This is a genomic window from Shewanella sp. SM73, assembly GCF_025653795.1.
Lineage (GTDB): Bacteria > Pseudomonadota > Gammaproteobacteria > Enterobacterales > Shewanellaceae > Shewanella > Shewanella oncorhynchi.
Genome location: NZ_JAKKRY010000005.1, coordinates 101,811 through 124,776 on the forward strand (window position 1 = coordinate 101,811; position 22,966 = coordinate 124,776).

17 protein-coding genes are annotated in these 22,966 nt (G+C 45.4%); 8 read left to right on the forward strand and 9 right to left on the reverse strand.

The features are described 5' to 3' along the window. Window positions 1-347: 347 nt before the first annotated feature. The 5 genes from L5M51_RS09240 to L5M51_RS09260 form a co-directional block, all read right to left on the reverse strand. Entirely contained in the window at window positions 348-2,402 is a 2,055-nt protein-coding gene (locus L5M51_RS09240; protein ID WP_263172425.1) for a TonB-dependent receptor domain-containing protein, read from the reverse strand. Window positions 2,403-2,566: 164 nt separating this feature from the next. Next, window positions 2,567-3,076: an S-ribosylhomocysteine lyase gene (gene luxS, locus L5M51_RS09245; protein WP_028761570.1), complete on the reverse strand. Its 510-nt coding sequence runs from the start codon at window positions 3,074-3,076 to the stop codon at window positions 2,567-2,569. Between the two features lie 165 nt (window positions 3,077-3,241). Then, window positions 3,242-4,360, reverse strand: a complete 1,119-nt coding sequence (locus L5M51_RS09250; RefSeq protein ID WP_263172426.1) for a TRAP transporter substrate-binding protein — start codon at window positions 4,358-4,360, stop codon at window positions 3,242-3,244. 253 nt (window positions 4,361-4,613) lie between these two features. Further along, window positions 4,614-4,934, reverse strand: a complete 321-nt coding sequence (locus tag L5M51_RS09255; protein ID WP_028761572.1) for a BolA family protein — start codon at window positions 4,932-4,934, stop codon at window positions 4,614-4,616. Between the two features lie 152 nt (window positions 4,935-5,086). Further along, complete coding sequence (locus L5M51_RS09260; protein WP_263172427.1) at window positions 5,087-5,701, reverse strand: alpha-ketoglutarate-dependent dioxygenase AlkB family protein; 615 nt, start codon at window positions 5,699-5,701, stop codon at window positions 5,087-5,089. Between the two features lie 83 nt (window positions 5,702-5,784). Here L5M51_RS09260 and L5M51_RS09265 point away from each other — a divergent pair, with 83 nt between their 5' ends. Both L5M51_RS09265 and L5M51_RS09270 read left to right on the forward strand, forming a co-directional pair. Then, entirely contained in the window at window positions 5,785-6,921 is a 1,137-nt protein-coding gene (locus L5M51_RS09265; RefSeq protein WP_263172576.1) for a methyltransferase, read from the forward strand. Between the two features lie 195 nt (window positions 6,922-7,116). After that, complete coding sequence (locus tag L5M51_RS09270; protein ID WP_263172428.1) at window positions 7,117-10,275, forward strand: DUF2339 domain-containing protein; 3,159 nt, start codon at window positions 7,117-7,119, stop codon at window positions 10,273-10,275. Between the two features lie 120 nt (window positions 10,276-10,395). Here L5M51_RS09270 and L5M51_RS09275 read toward each other — a convergent pair whose 3' ends face one another. Beyond that, complete coding sequence (locus L5M51_RS09275) at window positions 10,396-11,694, reverse strand: O-acetylhomoserine aminocarboxypropyltransferase/cysteine synthase family protein (protein WP_263168086.1); 1,299 nt, start codon at window positions 11,692-11,694, stop codon at window positions 10,396-10,398. A gap of 123 nt (window positions 11,695-11,817) precedes the next feature. After that, window positions 11,818-13,257, reverse strand: coding sequence for a PLP-dependent aminotransferase family protein (locus tag L5M51_RS09280; RefSeq protein WP_263172429.1), 1,440 nt, complete (start codon window positions 13,255-13,257; stop codon window positions 11,818-11,820). A gap of 158 nt (window positions 13,258-13,415) precedes the next feature. Between L5M51_RS09280 and L5M51_RS09285 the strand changes: the two genes are divergently transcribed. From L5M51_RS09285 to L5M51_RS09300, 4 genes are all read left to right on the forward strand, one after another. Continuing rightward, on the forward strand, window positions 13,416-14,750 hold the full coding sequence (locus tag L5M51_RS09285; protein WP_263172430.1) for a cytochrome ubiquinol oxidase subunit I: 1,335 nt from the start codon (window positions 13,416-13,418) through the stop codon (window positions 14,748-14,750). Window positions 14,751-14,810: 60 nt separating this feature from the next. Next, window positions 14,811-15,818 (forward strand): cytochrome d ubiquinol oxidase subunit II, encoded by a 1,008-nt coding sequence (gene cydB / locus L5M51_RS09290; protein WP_263172431.1) that lies wholly within the window; start codon window positions 14,811-14,813, stop codon window positions 15,816-15,818. Between the two features lie 101 nt (window positions 15,819-15,919). Then, window positions 15,920-16,054, forward strand: coding sequence for a DUF2474 domain-containing protein (locus L5M51_RS09295; RefSeq protein ID WP_105250029.1), 135 nt, complete (start codon window positions 15,920-15,922; stop codon window positions 16,052-16,054). Between the two features lie 623 nt (window positions 16,055-16,677). Further along, complete coding sequence (locus L5M51_RS09300; RefSeq protein ID WP_028759523.1) at window positions 16,678-17,082, forward strand: GreA/GreB family elongation factor; 405 nt, start codon at window positions 16,678-16,680, stop codon at window positions 17,080-17,082. Between the two features lie 773 nt (window positions 17,083-17,855). Here the strand turns inward: L5M51_RS09300 and L5M51_RS09305 are convergent. After that, a complete protein-coding gene (locus L5M51_RS09305; RefSeq protein ID WP_113939866.1) occupies window positions 17,856-18,632 on the reverse strand; it encodes an AraC family transcriptional regulator in 777 nt (258 codons plus the stop codon). Window positions 18,633-18,845: 213 nt separating this feature from the next. Here L5M51_RS09305 and L5M51_RS09310 point away from each other — a divergent pair, with 213 nt between their 5' ends. Then, window positions 18,846-19,736, forward strand: a complete 891-nt coding sequence (locus L5M51_RS09310) for a DMT family transporter (RefSeq protein ID WP_113939865.1) — start codon at window positions 18,846-18,848, stop codon at window positions 19,734-19,736. Between the two features lie 153 nt (window positions 19,737-19,889). Then, window positions 19,890-21,521: a methyl-accepting chemotaxis protein gene (locus L5M51_RS09315; protein ID WP_263172434.1), complete on the forward strand. Its 1,632-nt coding sequence runs from the start codon at window positions 19,890-19,892 to the stop codon at window positions 21,519-21,521. A gap of 281 nt (window positions 21,522-21,802) precedes the next feature. On the opposite strand, the gene L5M51_RS09320 is transcribed toward L5M51_RS09315, so the two are convergent. Beyond that, window positions 21,803-22,648 carry an FAD:protein FMN transferase gene (locus tag L5M51_RS09320; protein WP_173496924.1) on the reverse strand — a complete coding sequence of 282 codons (846 nt, stop codon included), beginning with the start codon at window positions 22,646-22,648 and terminating at the stop codon, window positions 21,803-21,805. Between the last annotated feature and the right edge of the window lie 318 nt (window positions 22,649-22,966).

Sequence of the window (22,966 nt, forward strand, 5' to 3'; positions counted from 1 at the left end):
CTTAGGTTTTAAACAAAACCTACTGCATTGAGCTAGCGCAGATTTATCACAGAAATGCGATCGCAATCACGCTGGTCGCGCGCATTTTACCCCAATTGACTTGGCATCGCCACGAAAATTATAGGTGATTTCAAACCTAAAATACGGATTGAAAAGAATCATGCGCTACGGCGTTCACCTTCCGACCTAGTGACTGATCAGAAAGAGAGAATATTACGGCCACTGGGTACTATAGCATTAATAATTAAAGATTTAATTTAGCAAAAAGTCGAAACGTCCACTAAACGCAGCCGAAATCGATCTTATTTGTTTCAATTGATTTAAATTCAAACAAAATAAAACTCAATTTAAAAGCGCCATTGATAACCTAAATAGCTAATACGTCCATTTTCCGATCGAATTCCGCTATTTGATGCTGTCGTAACTAATGACTCATCTAAGAGATTTTCTACTCTAAAATAAATCTCATGGTGACGGTTAAAATGATAATTCGCCGCTAAATCTACCCGCCATTGTACTGCGATAGGCTGTAATTCAGTGCCAAATTGGCCCATTTCCCGCTCGGATTGATAAAAGACATTTGCATTCAATTCATATTCGGCATATTTCATTCCAGCACTAAAATGCAATTGCTGCTCAGGTAACCAAGCCACTCTATCACCAGCCACAACGCAACCTTGGATTTCGTTACAGCTATTGGTTTGATACTCAGAATTCGAATATTGATAATTTAAGACTAATGGTAACTGTACACTACCGATATCCCACTGGTAGCCAAGACTCAGCTCAACTCCTTTGGTCAGTACATCCACGACATTGCCTTGAACCCACAAACGACTGTCGGCGCATTGGGTATACGCATCGCAATTGACATGCAGGTTATCAAAATCTTGAACGTAGGTTTTGATGTCAGCACTAAAATGCTCACTGGCATATTGGGCGCTGACTTGATATTGCAGCGATACTTGCGCCTCTTGCTCAAGATTACCTGCACTCGCGGCGGTCCATGAGCGGCGAATATCCGTACTAAAGCGCCAATCTCCAGCATCATATAAAACACCGAGTTGTGGCATCCAATCGCTGTCGGAGAAATCAGCCGCATCCAGTCCTACATAAGCTAAATCGACCTTGCGATTGACGCTCACTTGTTCATAGGCAAGCGCGAGCTTTATCTGTAATTCGTCCCAATTAAACAAAGAATCGATTGCCGAAGTAAATGCTGTTGCATCGTCGGTATAGGCCAATAACGCATTTTGTGCATCACTCACTAAACTCAAGTCCTGCTGCCATAGACTCTGTTGATCGCCAAGGTGCATCTCGGCTTTATCCGTATGATAACGGGCACTATAGATAATTTGATGGGCACCATACTGATTCACTGATTCAGTTTGTGCCCCAAAGGAGCTGAAATCATTGTCTTGTTGTAAAGAAGCCAGTTCGACGCCATCGACTGTCGGCTGACGTTCAAATGCGGCCAATGCAGCAAGACTCTGGGCATCGAACATTTGCCCATCAAATTGATTGAGTTGGTTTAATTGCTGCGAATAGGACTGGTAGTAAAAGTCTGTGGTGACCTTATGCCCACTATTGAGCGTAACTTGGTGAGACAGTTGGTACTTATGATGTCGCCCCTGATGTTTATCCGCCGCAGTGGCCGAATACAAACTCATAGGATCTTGTTGCCAATCGGCCTGTGTTAATCCAAGTTGAGAGCGATAGCTATCATCATCGAGAAACTGGTAAGTAAACTCAGTCACCTGTGGACTTCTGGCACCGAGTAAACTCGCAGCATTGATTTTAAATAAGATGTCTGTCGTTTGATGGTCTGTGTCTTGACCATTGAGCAAGTGATCGGCGCCGCTATTATCTGCATAATTAACCGCGAGTATCATGCCATACTCTTTTTGCTTAACTCCCCAATTCATATCGACACTGTAGTCTGAATCGGTATTGCCCTCGAGAGTCGCCTTACTATTCTCGGTCTGCTCAGCAACAGGTAAGGTTTGATAACTCACCACCCCAAACGCACCTTGCCCACCGACAGCCATATTTGCCATCGGGGTGGCAGTAACACTCTGCTGCTGCAGCAGATTAGGTAAGAGTTGTAATTGCGGTGCAGAATACGGCGCAGGGGAGAAATACACTCTATCTTGTAATACCGCAATACCTTGAGTCGCGCTACGCATGCTGATGCTCGCGGGATTTCCACTCAGATCCGCAGGCAAAACCGTCAAAGCCGTCAATTGACCTAACGCTAAACGATTAGACGTTGAATGAAATGTGTCATTGAGCTTGTTCAATTCAAGCATTTGACTGTGAAGATCATCGGCGAACGTTGTGCTAGAACAGGCAAGAGATACAGAAATTGCACAAAGTGATACAGTGAAGTAACGACTAGGCATACCAAGCTCCCAAAAACTTTGTTAGCGTACGGTGTTTTTGTTATTAACTTGTAAAATAGCTGAGTTTACTTGAAAAAAAAAGCGACTCTCGTCGCTTTCTCTTATTTACTTCAGGAAACTGAATTTACTAAAGAAGCACTCTCATACTATAAGAGTGCGAACAATTACAGATTACCTAGAATTTCATCGCTTAATTTTAGATCGTCATTACGATTAACACTTACGCCTGCAGCAATAATATTACGGGCGATATCTTGTGCTTGCTCTAATGAATGCATCTCATACGTACCACATTGGTATTCGTTCAGCTCAGGGATTTCAGACTGCTCAACCACTTTAAGCACATCTTCCATCGCGGCTAACCACGCATCGGCCACTTGGCGCTCTGTGGGTTCACCAATCAAACTCATATAAAAACCGGTACGACATCCCATTGGCGAAATATCAATGATCTCAACATCGCTGCCATTTAAATGGTCACGCATAAAACCCGCGAACAAATGCTCTAGAGTATGAATACCACGCTCACTGAGGATCTCTTTATTCGGTGCGCAAAAACGTAAATCAAATACAGTAATGGCATCGCCCTTTGGCGTGCTCATATGCTTAGCGATACGAACCGCAGGGGCATTCATCCGAGTATGGTCGACGGTAAAGCTATCAAGTAATGGCATAGGGATCTCCAAATTCTCAGGGCGACATCAACGCCACTGTAACTGTCTATTTATGGCTTGCAAGCATAACACCAAATGAATTACGCCGATAACAAGATAATCTAAGATGAAATCATCTCATATAAATCAGATGCTAATGTGACAGTTTGCAGTAAAAAACATCATTTAGTGTTGACGCTGCTGACTGTAAGTATCCTCAGATATTTTATGGTACTGGCGCACACCCTGCTCATACGCGTGATAAGCATCGTACACCTTTCGCATTAAGGGATCTTGATTCGCTTGATCTTCAATCACTTGTTTGGAGATTTTCTCAAGCTCCAACAACACGTTCGGTGGAAACGCTTTAAGTTCCACACCTTCGTCCTTCACTAACATTTCAAGGGCGGTCACGTTACGGGTCGTGTATTCATCGAGCATATCTTGATTAATGGCTCTCGCAGCAACTCTGACTATGGCCTGTAAATCCTCAGGTAAACTCTCAAAGGCAGCGGTATTAATCAAGAATTCCATATTTGAACCAGGCTCATGCCAACCAGGGTAATAGTAATACTTAGCCACTTTATGTAAACCGAAGGCAAGATCATTCACTGGCCCTACCCACTCTGCGGCATCAATCGCCCCCGTTTGCAATGCACCATAAAGTTCACGCCCCGCCATGTTTACAGGTACAGCACCAACGCGTTTCAACACTTCACCACCTAAGCCCGGCATGCGGACCTTCAATCCCTTAAAATCCGCAATAGTATTGATGGGTTTATTAAACCAGCCGCCCATCTGCATCCCTGTATTGCCTCCCGCGAGGGGGATAATCCCAAAGGGTTGATACACTTCAGTCCACAGCTCCATACCACCACCATAGTGAAGCCAGCCATTTATTTCCTGCGCGGTCATACCAAATGGGATCGATGAAAAAAACTGCGCTGCGGGCGCTTTTCCTCTCCAGTAGAAAGAAGCGGAGTGGGCCATTTGAATTTTACCCTGACTCACACCATCAAATACGGCAAAAGCGGGCATCAACTCACCCGCACCATAAACGCTAATCTTTAACCGACCGTTAGACATTTCATCGACTAAATGCGCAAAACGCTCAGGAGCCATGCCTAAACCGGGGAAGTTTTTCGGCCAAGAGGTCGCAAGACGCCATTCAATAACAGGTAAAGCATGGGGAACATCAGTTGCGGCATGGGAAGCGGCTACGCTTTGCGCATCACTGGAGACGGGGTTACAACCGCTCAGTCCCATCAGCAGCACTGAGATAAACAAACTCCCTAACTTACGCATTTTTAATAGTCTCCCTGATGTCAAACGAGCGCATGGATCCAACTGACATGGAAATACACTCAGGATGGGTATCGACAATCACATCGCCCAACCTCTTAAAATAAAACATATTGTTAACACAGAAACTAAGGTAGGGAAACTAGAAACTAAGGTCGGCAAATCCAAAAACGGTCTTAAGTTGGCCTAAAACAAAAAGCCACTCTATGAAGAGTGGCCTTGAAATCTAAGCTAAACAGTATTATTGAGCGATTAATTAACCGCGACAATTTGGCGTATTAGGTACTTGTGCATTCGCATCCCACTCATTTTGAGTGAAAGTGTGAATAGACAAAGCATGCACGCCATTGGCTAACTCATGGGCTAAGTGAGTGTTGACCAATCGATGACGGGCTAATAAACGTAAGCCATCAAACTGCTCGCTTACCAGCACAACTTTAAAGTGGGTTTCTGAATTCGGTGGTACATGGTGACGATTACTTTCGTTAATCACTTCTAAATGGGTCGGCGAGAAGCATTCGGTTAATTTCTGCGAAATAGTGTTAGCCACAGTGCCCTGCACATGAGTATTGGACATATTCGAGTCTCAGAATGGGAAAATCCAGTTGCCGCAGAGTACTGCTTCAAATTGAAAAGATCAAATTCACGCTTTCAATTTGTTGATGCCCTACCACTTTATATCCAGCCATATTTCGCAGTGCTTCACCATAGGCAGTTAGCGGGAGGCAATTAACCATGGAAATTAACGATGAGTTGTCTAAAGGTATAGTTCCAACGCGGCTCTTTTACTTTCAAACGTTTAGGTAAGCTGTGTAACCAATCACTTTGCATAGGCCAGTGCATGATCAGTAGATCACCACTGTGCAAACTTATGCTGTACTTGGTTTGACTGTGCTTATGCTTAAGCACAAAATCCCGCGTGGCGCCTAAGGTAATAGAAGCAATATGACTCCCTTGAGCTATTTCAGGTTCATCATCACTGTGGGCGCCCATACAATCTTTACCATCGGCGTAGCGATTCACTAATACCCCATTGCTCTCCAAACCATAATCCCGCGCTAACTTATCCCTCAACTTGTGAGCATATTTAGGCCAAGGTAAGGCACGAATAAACAGTCCTGAATATAAATAGTCGCAGCCCAAATCGCCAAACCATACTTGCTGGCGGGGAATCGCGTGAAACTGACCAAAGACTTGGATTTCAGGGCGGCTTAAGGGATAGGTCAGCGCTTCTTTCATTAGCGTCGCTTGCTGCTCAGCATTAAGATAACCCCGCACTAAGGTGATGGGCGGTTTAATTTGAGCCTCACCCTCTGTATCAAACCCTAACTTACCTTGCTGCATTGACGTCCTCCATGCGAGCCGTCGCACTGCGCCATGAAATCTGCGATAATCTGCGCCTTAAATTTATTGGCGCAGTGTGGCACATGACAACACAATTTTCAGTAGCGGGTGTTGAACTCGAACTCTTACGGTATCCGGCTCAGCAGGAATCTAATCTTCAAGCTTGGGATGCCGCCGATGAACACTTACTCAAAAGCCTTATTGAATCAGAGCAAGCCGCCGTGCCAACCGCCATTATCAACGACAGTTTCGGCGCCTTAAGCTGCGGTTTATCTAAATTGAATCCAAGTTGGCCACTGTGTGTTGAAACCGATGCCAGAACCAGCTTTTTAGGCACAGAACAAAACCATGGCCGCAATCAGTTGCCAATGGATAATCTGCAATGGTTTACAAGCCGCGATACCTTGCCAGAAAACTTAGCCTTAGTATTGATGAAGTTGCCTAAGAACTTAAGCTACTTTGCCCACCAGCTAACGCGCTTGTCGCAAGTGTTACCCGCAGGCACTCGTGTATTAGTGGCCGCCAAATCCAAATCGATTAATGGCGCCTTACTCGACATCTTTGCTAAGCATTTAGGCCCCGCAAGCGCTAGCTTAGCGTGGAAAAACACCCGAGTGATCACCTGTGTCAGTGATGGCAAACCAAGACCATTAGCCAAAGAAGTGACTTGGGCCGTACCTGAATATCAACTTGAGATAAGCAATTTAAGTAATGTGTTTGCCGCCAACAAACTCGATATTGGCGCACGCATCATGCTAGAGAATCTGCCCAAAGGGGATTTTAAGTCGATTGTTGATCTCGGCTGTGGCAATGGCGTGCTGGGGTTACGCACCGCCCAGTTATTCCCAGAGGCTGACATTCACTTTATCGACGATTCTGAAATGGCAGTCGCATCAACCAAGGCAAACTGGGCACGCAACCAATTACCCACAGACAAAGGCCACTTCTATTGGGACGATTGCATGACGCATCTGCCAGAAGAAGTCCAACCGGATCTAGTACTGTGTAATCCGCCGTTTCATCAAGGTGAAGCCATTACCGATCATATCGCGTGGCAGATGTTTTTAGACGCTCGCCGCCGCTTAAAAGAGGGGGGGATCTTACATATCGTCGGTAACCGTCATCTGGCTTACCATGTAAAATTACAGCGCTTATTTAAGAACTGCACCACAGTCGCCTCCAACGGTAAATTTGTGATCCTGCAGGCACAGAAAAAATAACCTCATCGAAATTGACACGTTAAATGAGAGCCAGCAATGTTTGGCTCTTTTTATGCTGAGCAATGACATGTTGGAAAAGCAGCAGTCGGAGATTTCCTAAAAATCAACAACAACTAGCCGAAAAATACACATACAAGTACACTTCTTGCCGACAAAGGTTTATGAGTTAAGCACTTAAACACTTAGGAATGAGATATGCCGTTAAAGGATGACGTTGCCCAACTAAAAGCTGAGCTGGCACAGTTACAATCGCTGCATTTATCGCAGCAATCTTCGCTCGGTCGTCAATTAGCAGAATTCTCCACTAAGCTCGAGACCTTAAGTCAGCAAATTGCGGCTGAAGACACGCTCCCATTAACCTATGCGGCACAAACACCAACCCTTGAGCCAGCTTCCGTAGAGCCAGCCCCAGCAGAACCCAACCCATGGCAGCAAGGCCCTATACCAAGTGAACCTTGGCAAGAAGACCCTTGGCAAAGAAAAACGAAAAATACCTCGACAGAACAAACCGCTAAAACCGAACACCTTTCTCAAGCACAAAATCAACAGCTGAGTGATGAAGTCAAATTGCAGGCAAGCGTGCAAGCGGCGAGTCAATTTGATGAGTTGTTATCCCAAGGACTCGCGGCCGTCATGGCACCCTTTACGGCAGTCAACGAGCAAGTCAAATCTTTCTACCATCATTATCAGGCTAAGGGATTAGGACCTGTCTTTTTAATGACTGTCGCAGGGATCATCACCCTGACCTTAGGCTTTGGTTATTTACTGCAATATTCAATCAACCATTGGTTTTCAGAACTTGGCAAAGCGCTACTCGGGTTTGCCAGCGCGAACGCTATCATAGCCGGCGGGATTTTTATTCGCCAAAAAAGCGCGGGTATGGCGGATTTTGGCTCAGGCATTGTCGGACTCGGACTCATACTGAATTATCTCTGCGCGTACTTTATTGGGCCGTATTTTGAGTTAATTCCCAATAGCGCGAGTTTTATCTTACTGTTATTGATCACTTTGGCGGGTTATGGCCTGTCGATGCGCTTAGATGCCAAAGTGATCGCCGTGATCGCCTTAGTCGGTGGCTCGACCGCGCCTATGATGCTGTTATCCCAAAGCTATGCGCCGCTATTGTATCTGCCTTATTTACTGCTTATTGGTGCGGGCGCCCTTGCCCAGAGTCGCAAACTTAAGTGGCCGCTGCTACTGGAAATCACCGCCCTGTTGCACATAGGCTGCATCGAAGCTTTTAGCAATTTCATTGAATTACCACTCAGCGACGTTGGTGGCGTCAGTCTGCTCGCACTTATCAGTATTAATGCGTTCTTTTATCTCTACGGCATCACCGGCCTACTATTTACCAAGCAGTTTACCCATCATGATGAAAAACATAATGCACTGAGCCATCGCATACTCGCCCTACCGATAGCATTGCTCGCCTTTGTGTTATTAGAGTTGACGCAATTTACTGAGTTCGCGGGGGAAATCTTTGCGGCCAACGCACTGATTTGCGCAGCCCTCTATTGGAAGCGCACAGGCAACCTAGAAAAAGCCCGCAACGGCTTATTGTTAGTCTTTGCAGGGAGTTTTGCGGGATTTGCCGCACTGTATTTACTCAGCCACGATTTCCTTGGATTAGTATTACTCCTCGAAGCCTTATTACTCTTGTGGATTGGCACCAAAGAAGAACTGATTTCCGTTCGCGCCGAAGCCTATGTATTGCTGCTGATGGGATTAGGGCTCAATGCGTCTAGTGTACTGACGGGCATGAGCCTTTTAGAATCAAGCTTTATCGATGGGGCGCCAATTTCTCCCTTGTCAGCTTTTGGCTTTCCACTGTTAGCACTGGCCTTAAGTTGCGCCGCCTTAGTCTTAGTGATTCGGCTATTAACACTCCATCATACGTTACTTTCGACCCTAGAAAGTCAGCTAAACAGAGTGTTAAAAGAGCTATTAAGCGGTTTTTATGTGGCGACAATTATCCTCGCGGCTTATCTTCTGAGCAGCGATTACTACCTCGCCATCTTGCCACTGGTCAGCCTATTACTGCTGTATTTGAGCGCAAAGGACAGACTCGTTCTCAGCGAGTTTGCTGCTTGGCTCTTACTATTGCCGCTGCTGTTTAAGGTTGTTGAAGGCATAACGCTCACAGGCAGTTTTAGCTTTAGTGCCCAGCCGCTTATAGCAAAACTGGCACGGTTTGAGTTATTTATCGCCCTACTCTTGGCCCATTATTGGTATCGTCGCCACTATAAAGATGCCTTATTTGCCAAAGCCGCTTATACGATGCAAATCTTCTGCTATTTGCTGCTGCCGCTTATTCTGCTGCCCAAAGTCATCCGCAACCATTGGGAATATACCGCTATTGCACTCTGGCTGAGCACCTTTATGAGCCTAGGTTTAGCCTACTTTGTTAAACATAAGAGTTTGAACATAGAAGCCAAAATCCTCACTTGGCTAGCGGTTCTTATGACAGCCTCGCAATGCCTTATTCACGCTTGGCAAGGACTCGCGGCGCTAGCCGTTGGCGCCCTGTTTATGAGCTTCACCCTGCTCCGCTACCGCCAGTTACCCGAGACATGGCGCCCCTTACTGCAACTACAATGGCAATTGAGCCCTTATTACTTTGCACTGGTATTGGCCGTGATCATTTATGGCTTTAATCATTCTGAGCTAGTAGGAATAGCCATGACAGCATTAGCCTTAAGTGGTTATTTTGCATTGCTAATCCAAAGAGGTTTAAGCCTGAGAGGTGTAAGTCAGGCATCTGTAGGCCAAGCCTCATATAGCGCAAAATTCCCCCTCGCAGCCGAAATCCAAGCCGCAATAAAGGAAAGCTACCATCTCGCCTATGGCCTCGCTTTAGGCTTAGCCCTGTTGCCCATCATGTTCCATTTTGAGCTAACACTCGGGCTTAATCGTGATAATGCCTCGTTTGTGTTAATCGAGTTTTTATCACTGGCACTCCTAGCAAGGCTTATCTTGCAGCACGGTGCAGCAATACGCTTGCATAGACGCATCATACCTTTACAAGGACTTAAGTGGGGTTGGCATCTGTTACTCGCCTTAAGTTACTTCATGTGGAGTTATAGCTTCGATAACATTATTGCCGCCCCACTCAGCGCGATTTTATTGGTTATCCATGGCAGTGTGTTGATGTTTATCAGCTTAAAACCACAAAATGCCGATATGATCCGCCTCGCCGCAGGGCTATTTACCTTATCGACGCTTAAAGTGCTATTACTGGATATGGCTTCATTCGAGCTAGTGCAAAAGGTGATTGCCTTTATGCTGATCGGGGTCATTTTGCTGACTGTTTCTTACTTCTATCAGAAGGCGAGAAATCGACTGCAGCAAGATTAACATCGTTTTTAAAGCACTAAAAAAGCCGCCATCAAATTGAATCGATGGCGGCTTTTTACTGTTAACGATTTAATAAAGCGATGAGGTATCGGCTATTTAATATGGACTATTCGATACGAGCTATTTGCTCGCCAGTGCCTTATCGAGCGCCTGCGCCACATCGTTAATGATGTCGTCGATATGCTCAATCCCAACCGAGATACGGATAAGATCCTCAGACACGCCCGCCCTTGCCAGTTCATCGGCATCGAGCTGTCTGTGCGTAGTGCTCGCAGGGTGGCAGGCCAAGGATTTCGCATCCCCAATGTTCACTAAACGCAGGATCATCTGCAGTGCATCGATAAAACGTCCGCCAGCAAGCTTACCCTCTTCAGCTGTGGCCGCTTTAATCCCAAAGCTGATGATCCCAGAAGCTTTTCCGCCAGTGATCTTGTGGCAATTATCCTGATAAGGGCTGCTCGGCAAGGCGCCGTAGTTCACCCAACTGACCGCCGGATGCAGCACCAGATATTCCGCTAATGCCAAGGCATTCGAGCAATGGCGCTCCATTCGAAGGCTTAAGGTTTCAAGGCCTTGCAACAGTAAAAATGCACTGTGCGGTGACAGTGCAGCGCCGGTATTACGCAGCGGTACCACACGGCAACGACCAATAAATGCCGCAGGACCAAAGGCTTCGGTGTAAACCACGCCGTGGTAGGAAGGATCGGCTTGATTAAGTAAGGCAAATCTTTCCTTATTCGTCACCCAATCGAACTTGCCAGAATCGATAATCACGCCGCCAATCGTCGTGCCATGGCCACCAATGTATTTAGTTAAAGAATGAATAACGATATCGGCGCCATGCTCAAAGGGGCGACATAACACTGGAGTCGCGACCGTATTATCGACAATTAAAGGCACGCCATGCTTATGGGCAATCTCGGCTAAACGTTGTAAATCGACAATATTGCCCGCTGGATTACCAATCGATTCGCAGAATAAGGCCTTAGTTTTGTCATCGATCAGCTCATCGAGGCCTTCAAAATCATCGAAAGCCGCCATACGCACTTCAACGCCTTGGCGCGGCAATGTATGGGCAAACAGATTGTAAGTGCCGCCATAGAGCTGACTGGTGCTGACGATGTTATCACCAACTTGAGTCAGGGCTTGAATCGCATAGGTAATCGCCGCCATACCCGATGCTACGGCCAGCGCACCTATGCCGCCTTCAATGGCCGCCAGACGTTGCTCTAGCACGCTAGTGGTAGGATTCATTATCCGAGTATAAATATTGCCAGCGACTTTTAAGTCAAATAAATCAGCACCATGCTGGGTATCATCGAAGGTATAAGAGGTCGTTTGATAGATAGGTACTGCGGCCGCCTTCGTGGTCGCTTCTGACTCATAACCGTGGTGTAATGCCAGTGACTCTAATTTCATTTTCCCTTCCTTATCCGTAGCAGCCCAGTATTCAATCGACATTGAGAATTGCACAAGATTTGTGCATGTTCAACAAGCTAACAGATAGACATCTAGAAGTCTAAAACTTTTTGACCACAGCCTTTAACTTCGGCGCAAATTGTTGCGGATAAGTTCGGCCAGCACCACGACGGCTGAGACTATCTCTGGCGAGCACTCGTATGAGGCATTCAAACGCATAAAATGGCGGAATTCGACCTGATTACTAAAGAGATTTCCGGGTGCAATACTGATCCCACGCTCAATCGCCTGATAATAAATTTGTGTAGCGTCCATGTGTGATGGCAGCGCTAACCAGAGAAAATAGCCGCCCTGCGCGAAGTTGACCCCCACAGATTCGGGCAGATGCGCGTACAATAATTGATACATGGCCAATTTACGGCTGGCTAACTTTTTACGTAACTGTTTCAAATGCCGTTCATATTGCGCCGACTGAATAAAATCGGCGATGGCGAGCTGCATCGGCGCACTAGTCGATAACGTCGACATGACTTGTAAGCGTTGTAACTGCGGTGCATGGCATCCCGCCGCCACCCAGCCGACACGATAACCAGCAATCAAAGACTTAGAAAATGAGCCACAGTGCAACACCCGTCCTTCGGTATCGAAGGCTTTTACTGGCCTTGGCGCGCTGGAGTCGACATAGAGTTCTTGATAAACATCATCCTCAATCAGACTGACCTTATGCTCGTTTAGTAACTGATAAAGCGCCTGTTTTTTAGCATCCGATAAGCTGCAACCTAAGGGATTTTGATGTTGGCTCATCAACCAGCAGGCTTTCACTGGATAGGTTTTTAACACTTCGGCCAGCGCCTCGAGATCAATCCCCTGTTGTGGGTCGGTCGCGACCGCAATCGCCCTGAGTTTAAGTCGTTCAATGGCTTGCATCGCGCCATAAAAGGTCGGTGATTCAATGACAACCCAATCCCCCGCTTGAGTCAGGGTCGCTAAACTTAAATTGAGCGCCTCCATGGCACCCGAGGTAATGATGATTTCGTCGGGCGAAATGCTCATGCCCAATTTGGCATAACGTTGGGAGATAGCCTTACGCAATCCCGAATTTCCTGGCGGTAAATTATCGGCGGCAAAAGAAGGTGACATGTACCGAGTCACCTTAACCAAAGATCGCGCCAGTGCTTGTTGCGGGAATAAACTAGGATCGGGAAATCCTGAGCCAAAGGGCACTATGTCCGCCTGCTTTGAAGCCTGCAGCACATTGAATACAAACTCATTAATATCCACGCTATCGGAAAGATAAATCGGCTTTTGTCGCTCGGGATAACGAAAGGCTTCTCCCTGCCGCGCGATTAATTCCGGCTTTGGCGCCACTAAATAGCCAGACTTAGCCTGCGCCGAGATCACGCCTTGGCTTTCCAATAGCTGATAGGCATTGAGCACTGTCATCAGACTCAAGCCTGAATCGGCCACAGTTTGACGCAGCGACGGCAACTTGTCCCCCGCCTGCCAAACACCTTGGGCTATTCGTGTCTTTAATTCCTGCGCTAACTGCTCGTACTTCGTCATCTGTTATAGCCAAGTCAAGATATTCTGTGCCTGTTATAGCCAGCATATCCCATGGTCTAATAGCACACAAGCGTTCGCCGTCGAGCCTATATAGGGCTCAATGAACGCGACTAGAACAATGCCTTTGTAACGAGAAATGCCTATCGCTCGAGGAAATTATGTTTGATTTTGATGCCACAGTACTCGCTAGGATCCAATTTGCTTTTACCATCTCTTTTCACATTATTTTCCCTGCCATCACTATCGGCCTCGCCACCTATCTGGCTGTATTAGAAGGCTTATGGCTGAAAACGGCGAATCAGGTGTACCAACAACTCTATCAATTTTGGTCGAAGATTTTTGCCATTAACTTCGGCATGGGCGTGGTCTCAGGCATAGTGATGGCCTATCAATTTGGTACCCATTGGAGTGCTTTTTCCGCCTTCGCGGGCAGCGTAACTGGGCCGCTACTCACCTATGAAGTCCTCACCGCCTTCTTCCTCGAAGCGGGTTTTCTGGGGGTCATGCTATTTGGTCAGCAGAAGGTAGGCAAAAACTTGCATTTCTTCGCCACTTGTATGGTCGCCACGGGTACGATTATCTCAACTTTCTGGATCTTAGCTTCAAACAGCTGGATGCAGACGCCCCAAGGTTTTGAAATTGTGAATAATCGCGTCATTCCTGTGGATTGGTTTCAGATAGTGTTTAACCCTTCATTTCCCTATCGTTTAGCCCATATGACAGTAGCGGCGTTTATTTCGTCGGCTTTCTTTGTGGGCGCATCGGCGGCTTGGCATTTACTCAAAGGTAACGATACACCCACGATCCGTAAGATGTTGTCTATGGCGATGTGGATGGTGTTAATCGTCGCGCCGTTGCAAGCTGTGATTGGTGATTTTCATGGTTTAAATACCCTTGAATATCAACCTGTAAAAGTGGCGGCGATGGAAGGCCATTGGCGTAATGAGGGTGACAAACCCACACCGCTTATCTTGTTTGCGATTCCCGATATGGACGCAGAGAAAAACCACTTCAGTCTCGAAATCCCAGGGCTCGCGAGCCTGATCTTAAAGCATGATTTAAGCAAACAAGTGCCAGCCTTGACTGAGTATCCCGCCGAGGACAGACCCAATGTGTTGTTAGTGTTCTGGAGTTTTAGGCTCATGGTCGGCTTAGGCTTATTGATGATTTTTGCTGGACTGTGGAGCGCTTATCTCAGGCGCAAAGGCAGCCTCTACAGCAACAAACACTTTCTGCGATTTGTACTCGTGCTCGGCCCCGCCGGATTGCTCGCCACACTAGCGGGTTGGTTTACCACCGAACTTGGCCGTCAACCTTGGGTGATCCAAGGGTTGATGCGCACTCAGGATGCCGTGTCTTCCCACAGCGTTACCCACCTGAGTATCAGCCTAGGGATTTTCATCGTCAGTTACTGTGGCATCTTCGGCGTTGGTTATCGCTATATGATGCGACTCATCCGCAAAGGGCCAGATATCGCGGCAACAAGCCATTAATTTTAAAGTAAATGAATCTAGTTTAACTTATTCAATCTTAAACATATTTAAGGGCTCACCATGGAATTCGATCTACCCTTGATTTGGTTCGGGATCATCATTTTTGCCACCTTAATGTATATCGTGATGGATGGCTTCGATCTCGGCATCGGCATACTGTTTCCCTTCATTCACGACGAGGACGACAGGGATATTATGGTCAATACCGTCGCCCCCGTTTGGGATGGAAACGAAACTTGGTTAGTGCTCGGCGGCGCCAGCCTGCTCGGTGCCTTTCCCCTCGCCTATGCCATAGTGCTCGAAGCGCTAACCATACCGCTGCTCATCATGCTGCTGGCATTGATTTTTCGCGGCGTGGCATTTGAGTTTAGATTTAAGTCGGGCGCAGAAGCTAAACCATTCTGGGATAAAGCGTTTATGTTCGGTTCTATCACGGCCACCTTTTCACAGGGCGTAGTGCTGGGGGCGTTTATCTCTGGCATTTCGGTGAGTAACCAACAATTTAGCGGCAGTAGTTTCGATTGGTTAACGCCCTTCTCACTTTTCTGCGGTTTTGGTCTTATGCTGGCCTATGCTCTGCTCGGCGCGACTTGGCTGGTGAAAAAATGCCAAGGCGAGCTTAAAACGACCATGCAACAACTCGGCAAAGCACTGACCTTATGCCTGTTGATGACCATAGGTTTAGTCAGTTTATGGACCCCCTTCGTGCAACCCAATATTGCCCTGCGCTGGTTTAGCTTGCCGAATTTATTCTACTTCGCCCCAGTGCCAATACTGGTATTAGCCTGCGGTTGGGCCTTGATAAAATCCCTAAATCGTGATGATAACTATCAGCCATTCCTACTCACTCTAGGGCTGATTTTCTTAGGATTTAGTGGCTTAGGGATCAGTATCTGGCCGCACATTATTCCACCCAACATCAGCCTTTGGCAGGCAGCAGCCCCCGACAGCAGCCTAAGCTTTATGCTCGTCGGCGCCCTGATGATCATCCCGCTGATTTTGGTTTATACCTTTTGGAGCTACTACGTGTTCCGCGGCAAAGTAACCAAGGATGCAGGCTATCACTAGCCATGACTCAGGTAAAAGAGGCTCCCCAAAACGCGACCTAAGCTAACTTGGCTTAGGTCGCTGATTCACCTTAGATAACTTTACATATGCAGGAGATCAACATGACGACCCAAACGAAATCCCTCGCCTATCGACTCGGCTGGTTAGTGCTGATTTGGTGTACAAGCGTAAGCTGTCTGTTCCTCGTCTCTATGTGTATCAAAATACTTTTAAAAGGTGCGGGCTTAACAACCTAAGTAAATATTGACTTTAGAAGCTTATATTAAGGCTTAATTCAGTTAGTGCCCATAGCATCTAGCGACAATGCACTAGAACATTCAATGGTTGAATTAATTTGGCTTTCAGTTCCGCCAAATTAACAAGTGCTCAGTTTACTTTACGAGTGCTAGCATTAAATTGACGAAGACTAGCCTCAATGTAGCAAAGTTAAAACCATGTTAAATCTAGCTTTGCTGTTATCAGTATATTCAGCAAGATTAGCTTAGTTAGGCTTGCTTTATATTTTTACTTGACCTATGGTATCAGCCAAGCAATTACTTATTTAGTTAATGGCAAGATTTAGTTAACAGCAAGGCCGATATACTAAATCGATATACAAAAAATAAATAATCAATCGAATATCAACTTTTGACTGGAGATGTAACACTATGTTTAGCACTGCATTTTCATCACTATTTTCCCATGTGTTAGCTAACACATCTAGTTCCGTAAGCTCAATCCGCCTCTCGCTCAAATTCCCAGTCTAAGCCGAGCGTCACTCGCGCTCGGCAGAATTATAACTTCTTGTGAAATAAGCACAGAGTAATACTCATTTTAATTTCTATGCTTATATTTTAACTTTGTTATTTCAGAGGCGGCAATGGCATATTCTTTTTTTAGTGGTCTTTTCCAGAATTTTATTCTAAAAACTGAAACCTATTATTTACAAAACAGTTTTAATGCCTCTCTACGCCCAACGGCTTTGGCAGGCGTGATTAGTAAGCTTGAGCAGCTAAAGCATGATACGACGAGTGATAAAGTGACTGTGGGACGGGAAATTCACTTAGTTAATCTGCAGGATCAGCAAGAGTACCAAATTGAACTCGTGTATCCACCAAGGCATAAACCCAGTGCAGGACGTTTCTCTGTCATATCAGATTTAGGCGTCAGCTTACTTGGGTTATCAAAGGGCGAACTGGCAGAGGTGAGCATTTTAGGCAAACCAGTTCTGTTTATGATTAAAGATGTTAGTTTAACAAAAAAACAACCTAAAAAGTCTGTATAGAAAAAATCATTTGGCATACTTTTTGTAAATGGCTATTGAGTATTGCTACTTGACAACATTTCATAAAATTTTAAAGATATGATTATAAGGTTGTAAGCATTTTAAAATAAAGCATGTTCAATTCAGTGGCAACATGCTTTGAACTCGCTATTAGCGGCGGCTTATAGCGGCATTTTCAACATAATATCATAAGAGGGAATGTTATTTTGAAGTCATTAACTGGCCGCGATATTTATTAAAGAGACACTTTAGATGAATTTAACACTGCAATTAACGACTCTTTGCAACTATTTACGTATAAGTCATGGCAGCGCTTTAGAGTAAACAGCAAAGGGGTTAAGAGGTTTAGCACGGCGCCTCAATCGTTAAATTTATTTTTATACTCTTTATAAATAAACCATCTCAATTAAAGCCTGAAATAAAAATTGAGCCCAACTATCGAAACCGATTTGCGGCGCGGGTTCGGATAGTAACCTTCACTTTGGAGTTTATATCTATGAGTAAAGAAAAAAACAAAAAACCGCCAATGAAAACCTTAAAAGAGAAGCGTCAAGATAAACGGAACCGCCAAAAGGCTTCCGACTAACTTATCTAACTCTGTAAAAAACCTTAAATCCTCTCTTTAAATAGGCCGAAAATAGGGTGTTAATACTTTAGCACCCTATCTTATTTCACAGTTTTCCCCCAATATTTTTAGTGCATCATCTAGCGCGACTTTCGCATAAGATCTCATCATCTCGCCTTTATTAAGCCTTGCTCCATCAGCCACTCAATCACAATCGGCGGCGATACTGCTCAGGTGAGCACTGAGCATATTTTTTAAACATCACGATATAAGGCGAAGTTTGGTTATAGCCGAGCGTTAATGCCACTTCTTTGATCGCAAGTCCCTGACGTAATAGATGTAATGAATAGATAAACTTATGCCTTTGTCTTAGCTCAGTAAAACTCATCCCCAGAACCTCTTGGCAGCGACGAGCTAAAGTACGCTCAGTGGTATGTAATTCACTGGCCCAAGATTTAAAGGTTTTCGAACTCGCAGGGTCGGCTTCAAGTGCCAACAACAACGGCTGTAACAGTTTATCTGAAACGGTGGGCAGAAATTGCGGTAGAGCTTTACCCAAGGTCAGCTGATCGAGCAAAACCTCAACCAGTCGCTTATCCGCCGCAGTTTCTGCCACAGTGACTTGCCGTTCCCGCAGATCGTTAACGATCGATTGGGCAATGGATGTCACGGCTAAAAGACAAGTCTCTATGGGAAAAGCCGCAGCTCGCTCGGCAACTATATTCATCGAGCAATAATGAATACTACGCCGAGTATAACTTTCATGTTCTATCCCCGCAGGAACCCAAATCGCATATTGTGACGGCGATAAAAACCGTTGCCCTGCAGCATGTAACTCCATAATTCCACCGCTGATTAACTGCAGTTGTCCCCAAATATGTTGATGTTTTGGCGTTACCGTATTTGGCAAGAAAGCTTCATAGTTGAAGAAGATATCTGCAGCAGGCTCTTGCTCTGCCGTGAGCGGATGGTAAACCGTGCGCATTTTGATGCCCTCAAAGCTATGATGGTCCAAAAAACTCAAACGAAATCGCTAACCCAGATTACGCTTGTCCGTAGAGGAACTGACCTTGTCTGATAAGCGATATTTATATCATAACCGACCATGGATAATAGCCACTAATCTATTATCTGGATGCTTAAGTGATAAGCCATAAGCTATGGCCAGTCACTTTAGCCAGTACCTAAAGGCAAGACCATGCTGTATTTGTTTCCCCTGTTGGCCGTATTAATTTGGGCAGGCAATTCGATAGTCAACAAGCTCTCATTTGGGATTATCGATCCTGAAGCCATAGCATTTTACCGTTGGTTTTTCGCTATGTTATTGTTAACCCCCTTTGTCGCAAGTCGCGTCTGGCAAAAACGCCAAGTGATACTACCTTTGTTACCTAAGTTCGCTACTTTGGCTTTGTTAGGTATGGTGCTAAACCAAAGTCTGGCCTATTTTGCGGCGGCTACCACCACGGCAACAAATATGGCATTAATCACCTCTCTCGTGCCTATGATCAGTCTGTTTTTAGCCGTGCCATTACTCAAGCAAAAATTATCACCGTTAGCCTTTGGTGGCACCTTAATCTCGCTATTTGGATTGATTTTTATGCTCAGTCACGGCGATATGATGAACCTTGCCATCGGCGTGACCCAAGGTGATTTACTGTTGCTCTTTAGCGCCTTTGTGTATGCACTCTATGGCGTATTACTGAAACGCTGGCAACTGCCACTGCCAACTTGGGAGTCGGTTTATATTCAAGGACTCATAGCCGTATTCATGCTGACGCCACTGCTGTTTACGAGTCCCAGCATAGCGATCAGTGCCCAATCAGCACCACTGATACTTTACGCTGCTATCGCTGCCTCACTTTTAGCGCCGTGGGCTTGGATCAATGGCATAAGCAAACTCGGCGCCGATCGCACCAGCGTATTCTTTAATTTAATGCCTATTATTGCGGCGATACTGGCGGCCATCATCCTAGATGAAACCTTAGCTATTTATCATTATATTGGCGGTTCTATGGTCATTATTGGCGTCATGCTAGTACAGATAAAACCTAAGCCTAAAGTCATCCCTACCCTAGCTTGTCCTGAATAATCCAAAGTAATGCGTCAACGCCTTGGTAATAGTGACCAAGGCGGTTTCGCTTATTTCAATGTGTACAAAATCCCATCGCAATCTGCTGCACGCAAAGGCAATTCTATAAATAACGGCTAAGCTATTTATTAAGTTATTAATGGAGATCGTCCTATGTTTAACAGTATTCGCGTTAAGTTTTCACTGATGTTTGCCATTATGGCGACAGCCCTCATTGTCATGGCGGTCACCGACGCTATGCAAAGCCGTGCCACTGTGAAACAGATGCAGGAATTTAGTCAGTTATTTAATCCCGCAATTTCGGCAATTCTCAATGCAGATCGCGACCTTTATCAAGCGCAGCTAAGTGAAGAAGTGTTACTCAGGGAAGAATTATCAGCCGAGAATCGCAAGAGTGAGATTGATAACTGGCAAGAGAATGTCGATCAAGCCCGTGACAGAATGGGAGAATTTAAAAAAATCCTTACAGATCACCTGCAAGTACTGCAATCAACCAATGGCTTTGAGGCGCAGTTTTCGCTCTGGTATCAAGCCTCATCAGAGGTCATTAATGCCGTTAAAAGTAATGATTTTGAACGCGCGAAACAACTCCACGAAACCAAATCCAAGCAAGAATTTAAGGCATTAAGAGATATCTACAATGCCGCGGGCGAAGCCGCCGATAACAGAGTAAAAGAGCTAGATTTACAAGCAACTGAACAGGCAACCACCCAAACCCAAATATCCTTAACGATAGCGAGCTTAGTCGCCATTGTGGCGCTGTTGATTGCCTACTTCGGCCCTAAAATTATAGTCAATGCAATTGAAGATATCACTAGCAGGATCAATGACATTGTCGATGGTGACGGTAACTTAACCCAAAGGATCCCTATCACACGTCAGGATGAAATCGGCGAGCTCGCCCATGCATTTAACTTATTTGTAGAGCAGCTACAGCAAATGGTCATCTCGATTATTGGTCAAACTAAAGATGTGAGCCAAACCGTTGAAAGTCTTGCAACTAAGTCAGCCACCACAATCAATATCAGCCATGAGCAAGAGCAGTTTGTCGATACCATTGTCACAGCAGTGAATGAAATGAGTGCAGCCGTAAGAGAAGTCGCCAGTAACGCTCTTCATACAGCCACCGAAATCACTAAGGTGAATGACCAAACAGTAGAGGGTAAGAATATCCTCGCCCAGTCCGTTAATCATATTCAGCAACTGTCTGAATCAGTTAAAAATGCCGTGACTGTTATTGAAAAACTTTCAGTCAATTCTGCCAATATTGCCTCAGTGCTTGATGTGATCCGCTCAATCGCTGAGCAAACTAACCTCCTTGCCCTTAACGCAGCCATTGAAGCGGCGCGTGCTGGCGAACAGGGCCGTGGCTTTGCCGTAGTTGCAGATGAAGTACGTACACTGGCGAGTCGTACCGAAACCTCAACCCAAGATATTCAGCGCATGATTGAAGAGTTGCAACGCGGAGTAAATGATGCGGTTAAAAGCATTGAATCGGGAGCTAGCCTGACCACATCAACCGTGACCCTCGCCAGCCAGACCCAAGATGCATTAGATGAAATTCTAAACTCCACCTCTAAGGTCAGTGAGATGTCCACTCAAACGGCGACTGCGACCGAAGAGCAAACCCATGTGACCGAAGAAATTAATCGTAACTTGACCGAATTATCCGATAAAACAAGATACTGCAACTTAGTCATTCAAGAGACTCAGCAAATCGTCGTCAACACTAAGGCTATTTGCAGCAATCTACAAAAAGAAGTGGCGCGATTTAAAGTCGCTTAAGATAAATGACTAACGATAAATGGTTAGCGATAAGCTATTGAAACGAAAAGAGTGCCCAATGTAGGCACTCTTTTTAATGGAAATAATACCAAGCAAAGCTTGAAGACAATAAAAGCCCACAACCGTATGCAAGTTGTAAATAACGGTAACGAAACCCAAGTTGTATCGATTCACCCGTTAAAGTGCGAATAACAGTACTAACTGCTTAATGTTAACTCACAGTAATGATTGAATTTCTAATTCAATCATCTGCAAAAGCTGTAAAACAGCCAAAAGATACATCAATCAAAACTGACTAATTGACCACCCAAGTGAGCAATTTTTTCAGCGGCCAAGTCGGGATTAAGATAGCCTGCGACTTTCGTTAACGCATCGGCGCGCCAAGCAAAAGAGGCTCTCACACTAACAATACGCTCGCTTTCAGCATCGACGTTCGTATCGGCAACATTGCCAGTTGGCAGTAATAGTGCAGGATAATCATGACTTAAGGTTTGTGAGACCCTTGAGCTAGCGAGCGCCATATTGCTAACGCAGAGCTTTTGGCTCGCTCCTAATGGACCGCGGCACACTACATTTAAAGATGCACTGCCAAAAACTTTTAAATCGCCACCCGCATTGACCCAACCTCCGCTCACGCCAGCGCGACGCAGCTCACTCACTGCCATATCAACCGCATAACCTTTAGCTATACCATCTAAGGTTAAAATTAGCGGTCTAGCTAATCGCGCTTGATTACCTTTTATTTCAATATCTTGCCAGTCACCTTGCAATAACAATGGCATACCAAGGTAAGCAGGCAAAGCGCCGCGAGACATCATTTCGCCGCCAACGGTACAATTGAATAAGTTGTTGCTCGCCTTACCCAGCCCCTTAGCCAACTTGAGCACTCGTAAACTATCTTGGCTTAACGTTACCCATATTCCCGGCTGCCGATTTAACTGATTTAACTCGCTGTCCTGTTGATGGAAGCTCAGCAACCGCCCAATATGGGTCACACGCGAAAAAGCCGCGCTAATAGCCGCTTCCAATGCTTTATCTTTAAGTTGTACCTCACCGCTTTGATTTGGCAGTGACTCGGCAGCGATTTCCACCAGCGTTCCGAGTAATGGCTTAGCGCGACGTATCATGATAATACCCACTGTGGTAGGAAGATTTGAGGGATCAGCAATAAACGCTTCATCCAGTTAAATTTAAACAAAGCACTAAGAGTAATTAACATAATTTGTGCGGATTCTATTAAAGTCTCTACTTCAATACAAATTGTTGCCATTAGTTTTTATGGGGATTTTAGATGCTTGAAACTGTTTTACATTTAAAAACAATAGATTGCTTATTAAGGTTTTATTAAAGTTATTTGACTTATCATTGCTATCACAACGCTGCACAAGCGAACTAAGTCAATACGTCCCCAAATGAGCCCTATTGATTAATGCCACTCATCATTT

What these genes read in the sequence shown, in the direction of transcription:
- L5M51_RS09240 (WP_263172425.1), bottom strand. Translation starts at nt 2,402, where the DNA reads ATGCCTAGTCGTTACTTCACTGTATCACTTTGTGCAATTTCTGTATCT.
- luxS (WP_028761570.1), bottom strand. Translation starts at nt 3,076, where the DNA reads ATGCCATTACTTGATAGCTTTACCGTCGACCATACTCGGATGAATGCC.
- L5M51_RS09250 (WP_263172426.1), bottom strand. Translation starts at nt 4,360, where the DNA reads ATGCGTAAGTTAGGGAGTTTGTTTATCTCAGTGCTGCTGATGGGACTG.
- L5M51_RS09255 (WP_028761572.1), bottom strand. Translation starts at nt 4,934, where the DNA reads ATGTCCAATACTCATGTGCAGGGCACTGTGGCTAACACTATTTCGCAG.
- L5M51_RS09260 (WP_263172427.1), bottom strand. Translation starts at nt 5,701, where the DNA reads ATGCAGCAAGGTAAGTTAGGGTTTGATACAGAGGGTGAGGCTCAAATT.
- L5M51_RS09265 (WP_263172576.1), top strand. Translation starts at nt 5,785, where the DNA reads ATGACAACACAATTTTCAGTAGCGGGTGTTGAACTCGAACTCTTACGG.
- L5M51_RS09270 (WP_263172428.1), top strand. Translation starts at nt 7,117, where the DNA reads ATGCCGTTAAAGGATGACGTTGCCCAACTAAAAGCTGAGCTGGCACAG.
- L5M51_RS09275 (WP_263168086.1), bottom strand. Translation starts at nt 11,694, where the DNA reads ATGAAATTAGAGTCACTGGCATTACACCACGGTTATGAGTCAGAAGCG.
- L5M51_RS09280 (WP_263172429.1), bottom strand. Translation starts at nt 13,257, where the DNA reads ATGACGAAGTACGAGCAGTTAGCGCAGGAATTAAAGACACGAATAGCC.
- L5M51_RS09285 (WP_263172430.1), top strand. Translation starts at nt 13,416, where the DNA reads ATGTTTGATTTTGATGCCACAGTACTCGCTAGGATCCAATTTGCTTTT.
- cydB (WP_263172431.1), top strand. Translation starts at nt 14,811, where the DNA reads ATGGAATTCGATCTACCCTTGATTTGGTTCGGGATCATCATTTTTGCC.
- L5M51_RS09295 (WP_105250029.1), top strand. Translation starts at nt 15,920, where the DNA reads ATGACGACCCAAACGAAATCCCTCGCCTATCGACTCGGCTGGTTAGTG.
- L5M51_RS09300 (WP_028759523.1), top strand. Translation starts at nt 16,678, where the DNA reads ATGGCATATTCTTTTTTTAGTGGTCTTTTCCAGAATTTTATTCTAAAA.
- L5M51_RS09305 (WP_113939866.1), bottom strand. Translation starts at nt 18,632, where the DNA reads ATGCGCACGGTTTACCATCCGCTCACGGCAGAGCAAGAGCCTGCTGCA.
- L5M51_RS09310 (WP_113939865.1), top strand. Translation starts at nt 18,846, where the DNA reads ATGCTGTATTTGTTTCCCCTGTTGGCCGTATTAATTTGGGCAGGCAAT.
- L5M51_RS09315 (WP_263172434.1), top strand. Translation starts at nt 19,890, where the DNA reads ATGTTTAACAGTATTCGCGTTAAGTTTTCACTGATGTTTGCCATTATG.
- L5M51_RS09320 (WP_173496924.1), bottom strand. Translation starts at nt 22,648, where the DNA reads ATGATACGTCGCGCTAAGCCATTACTCGGAACGCTGGTGGAAATCGCT.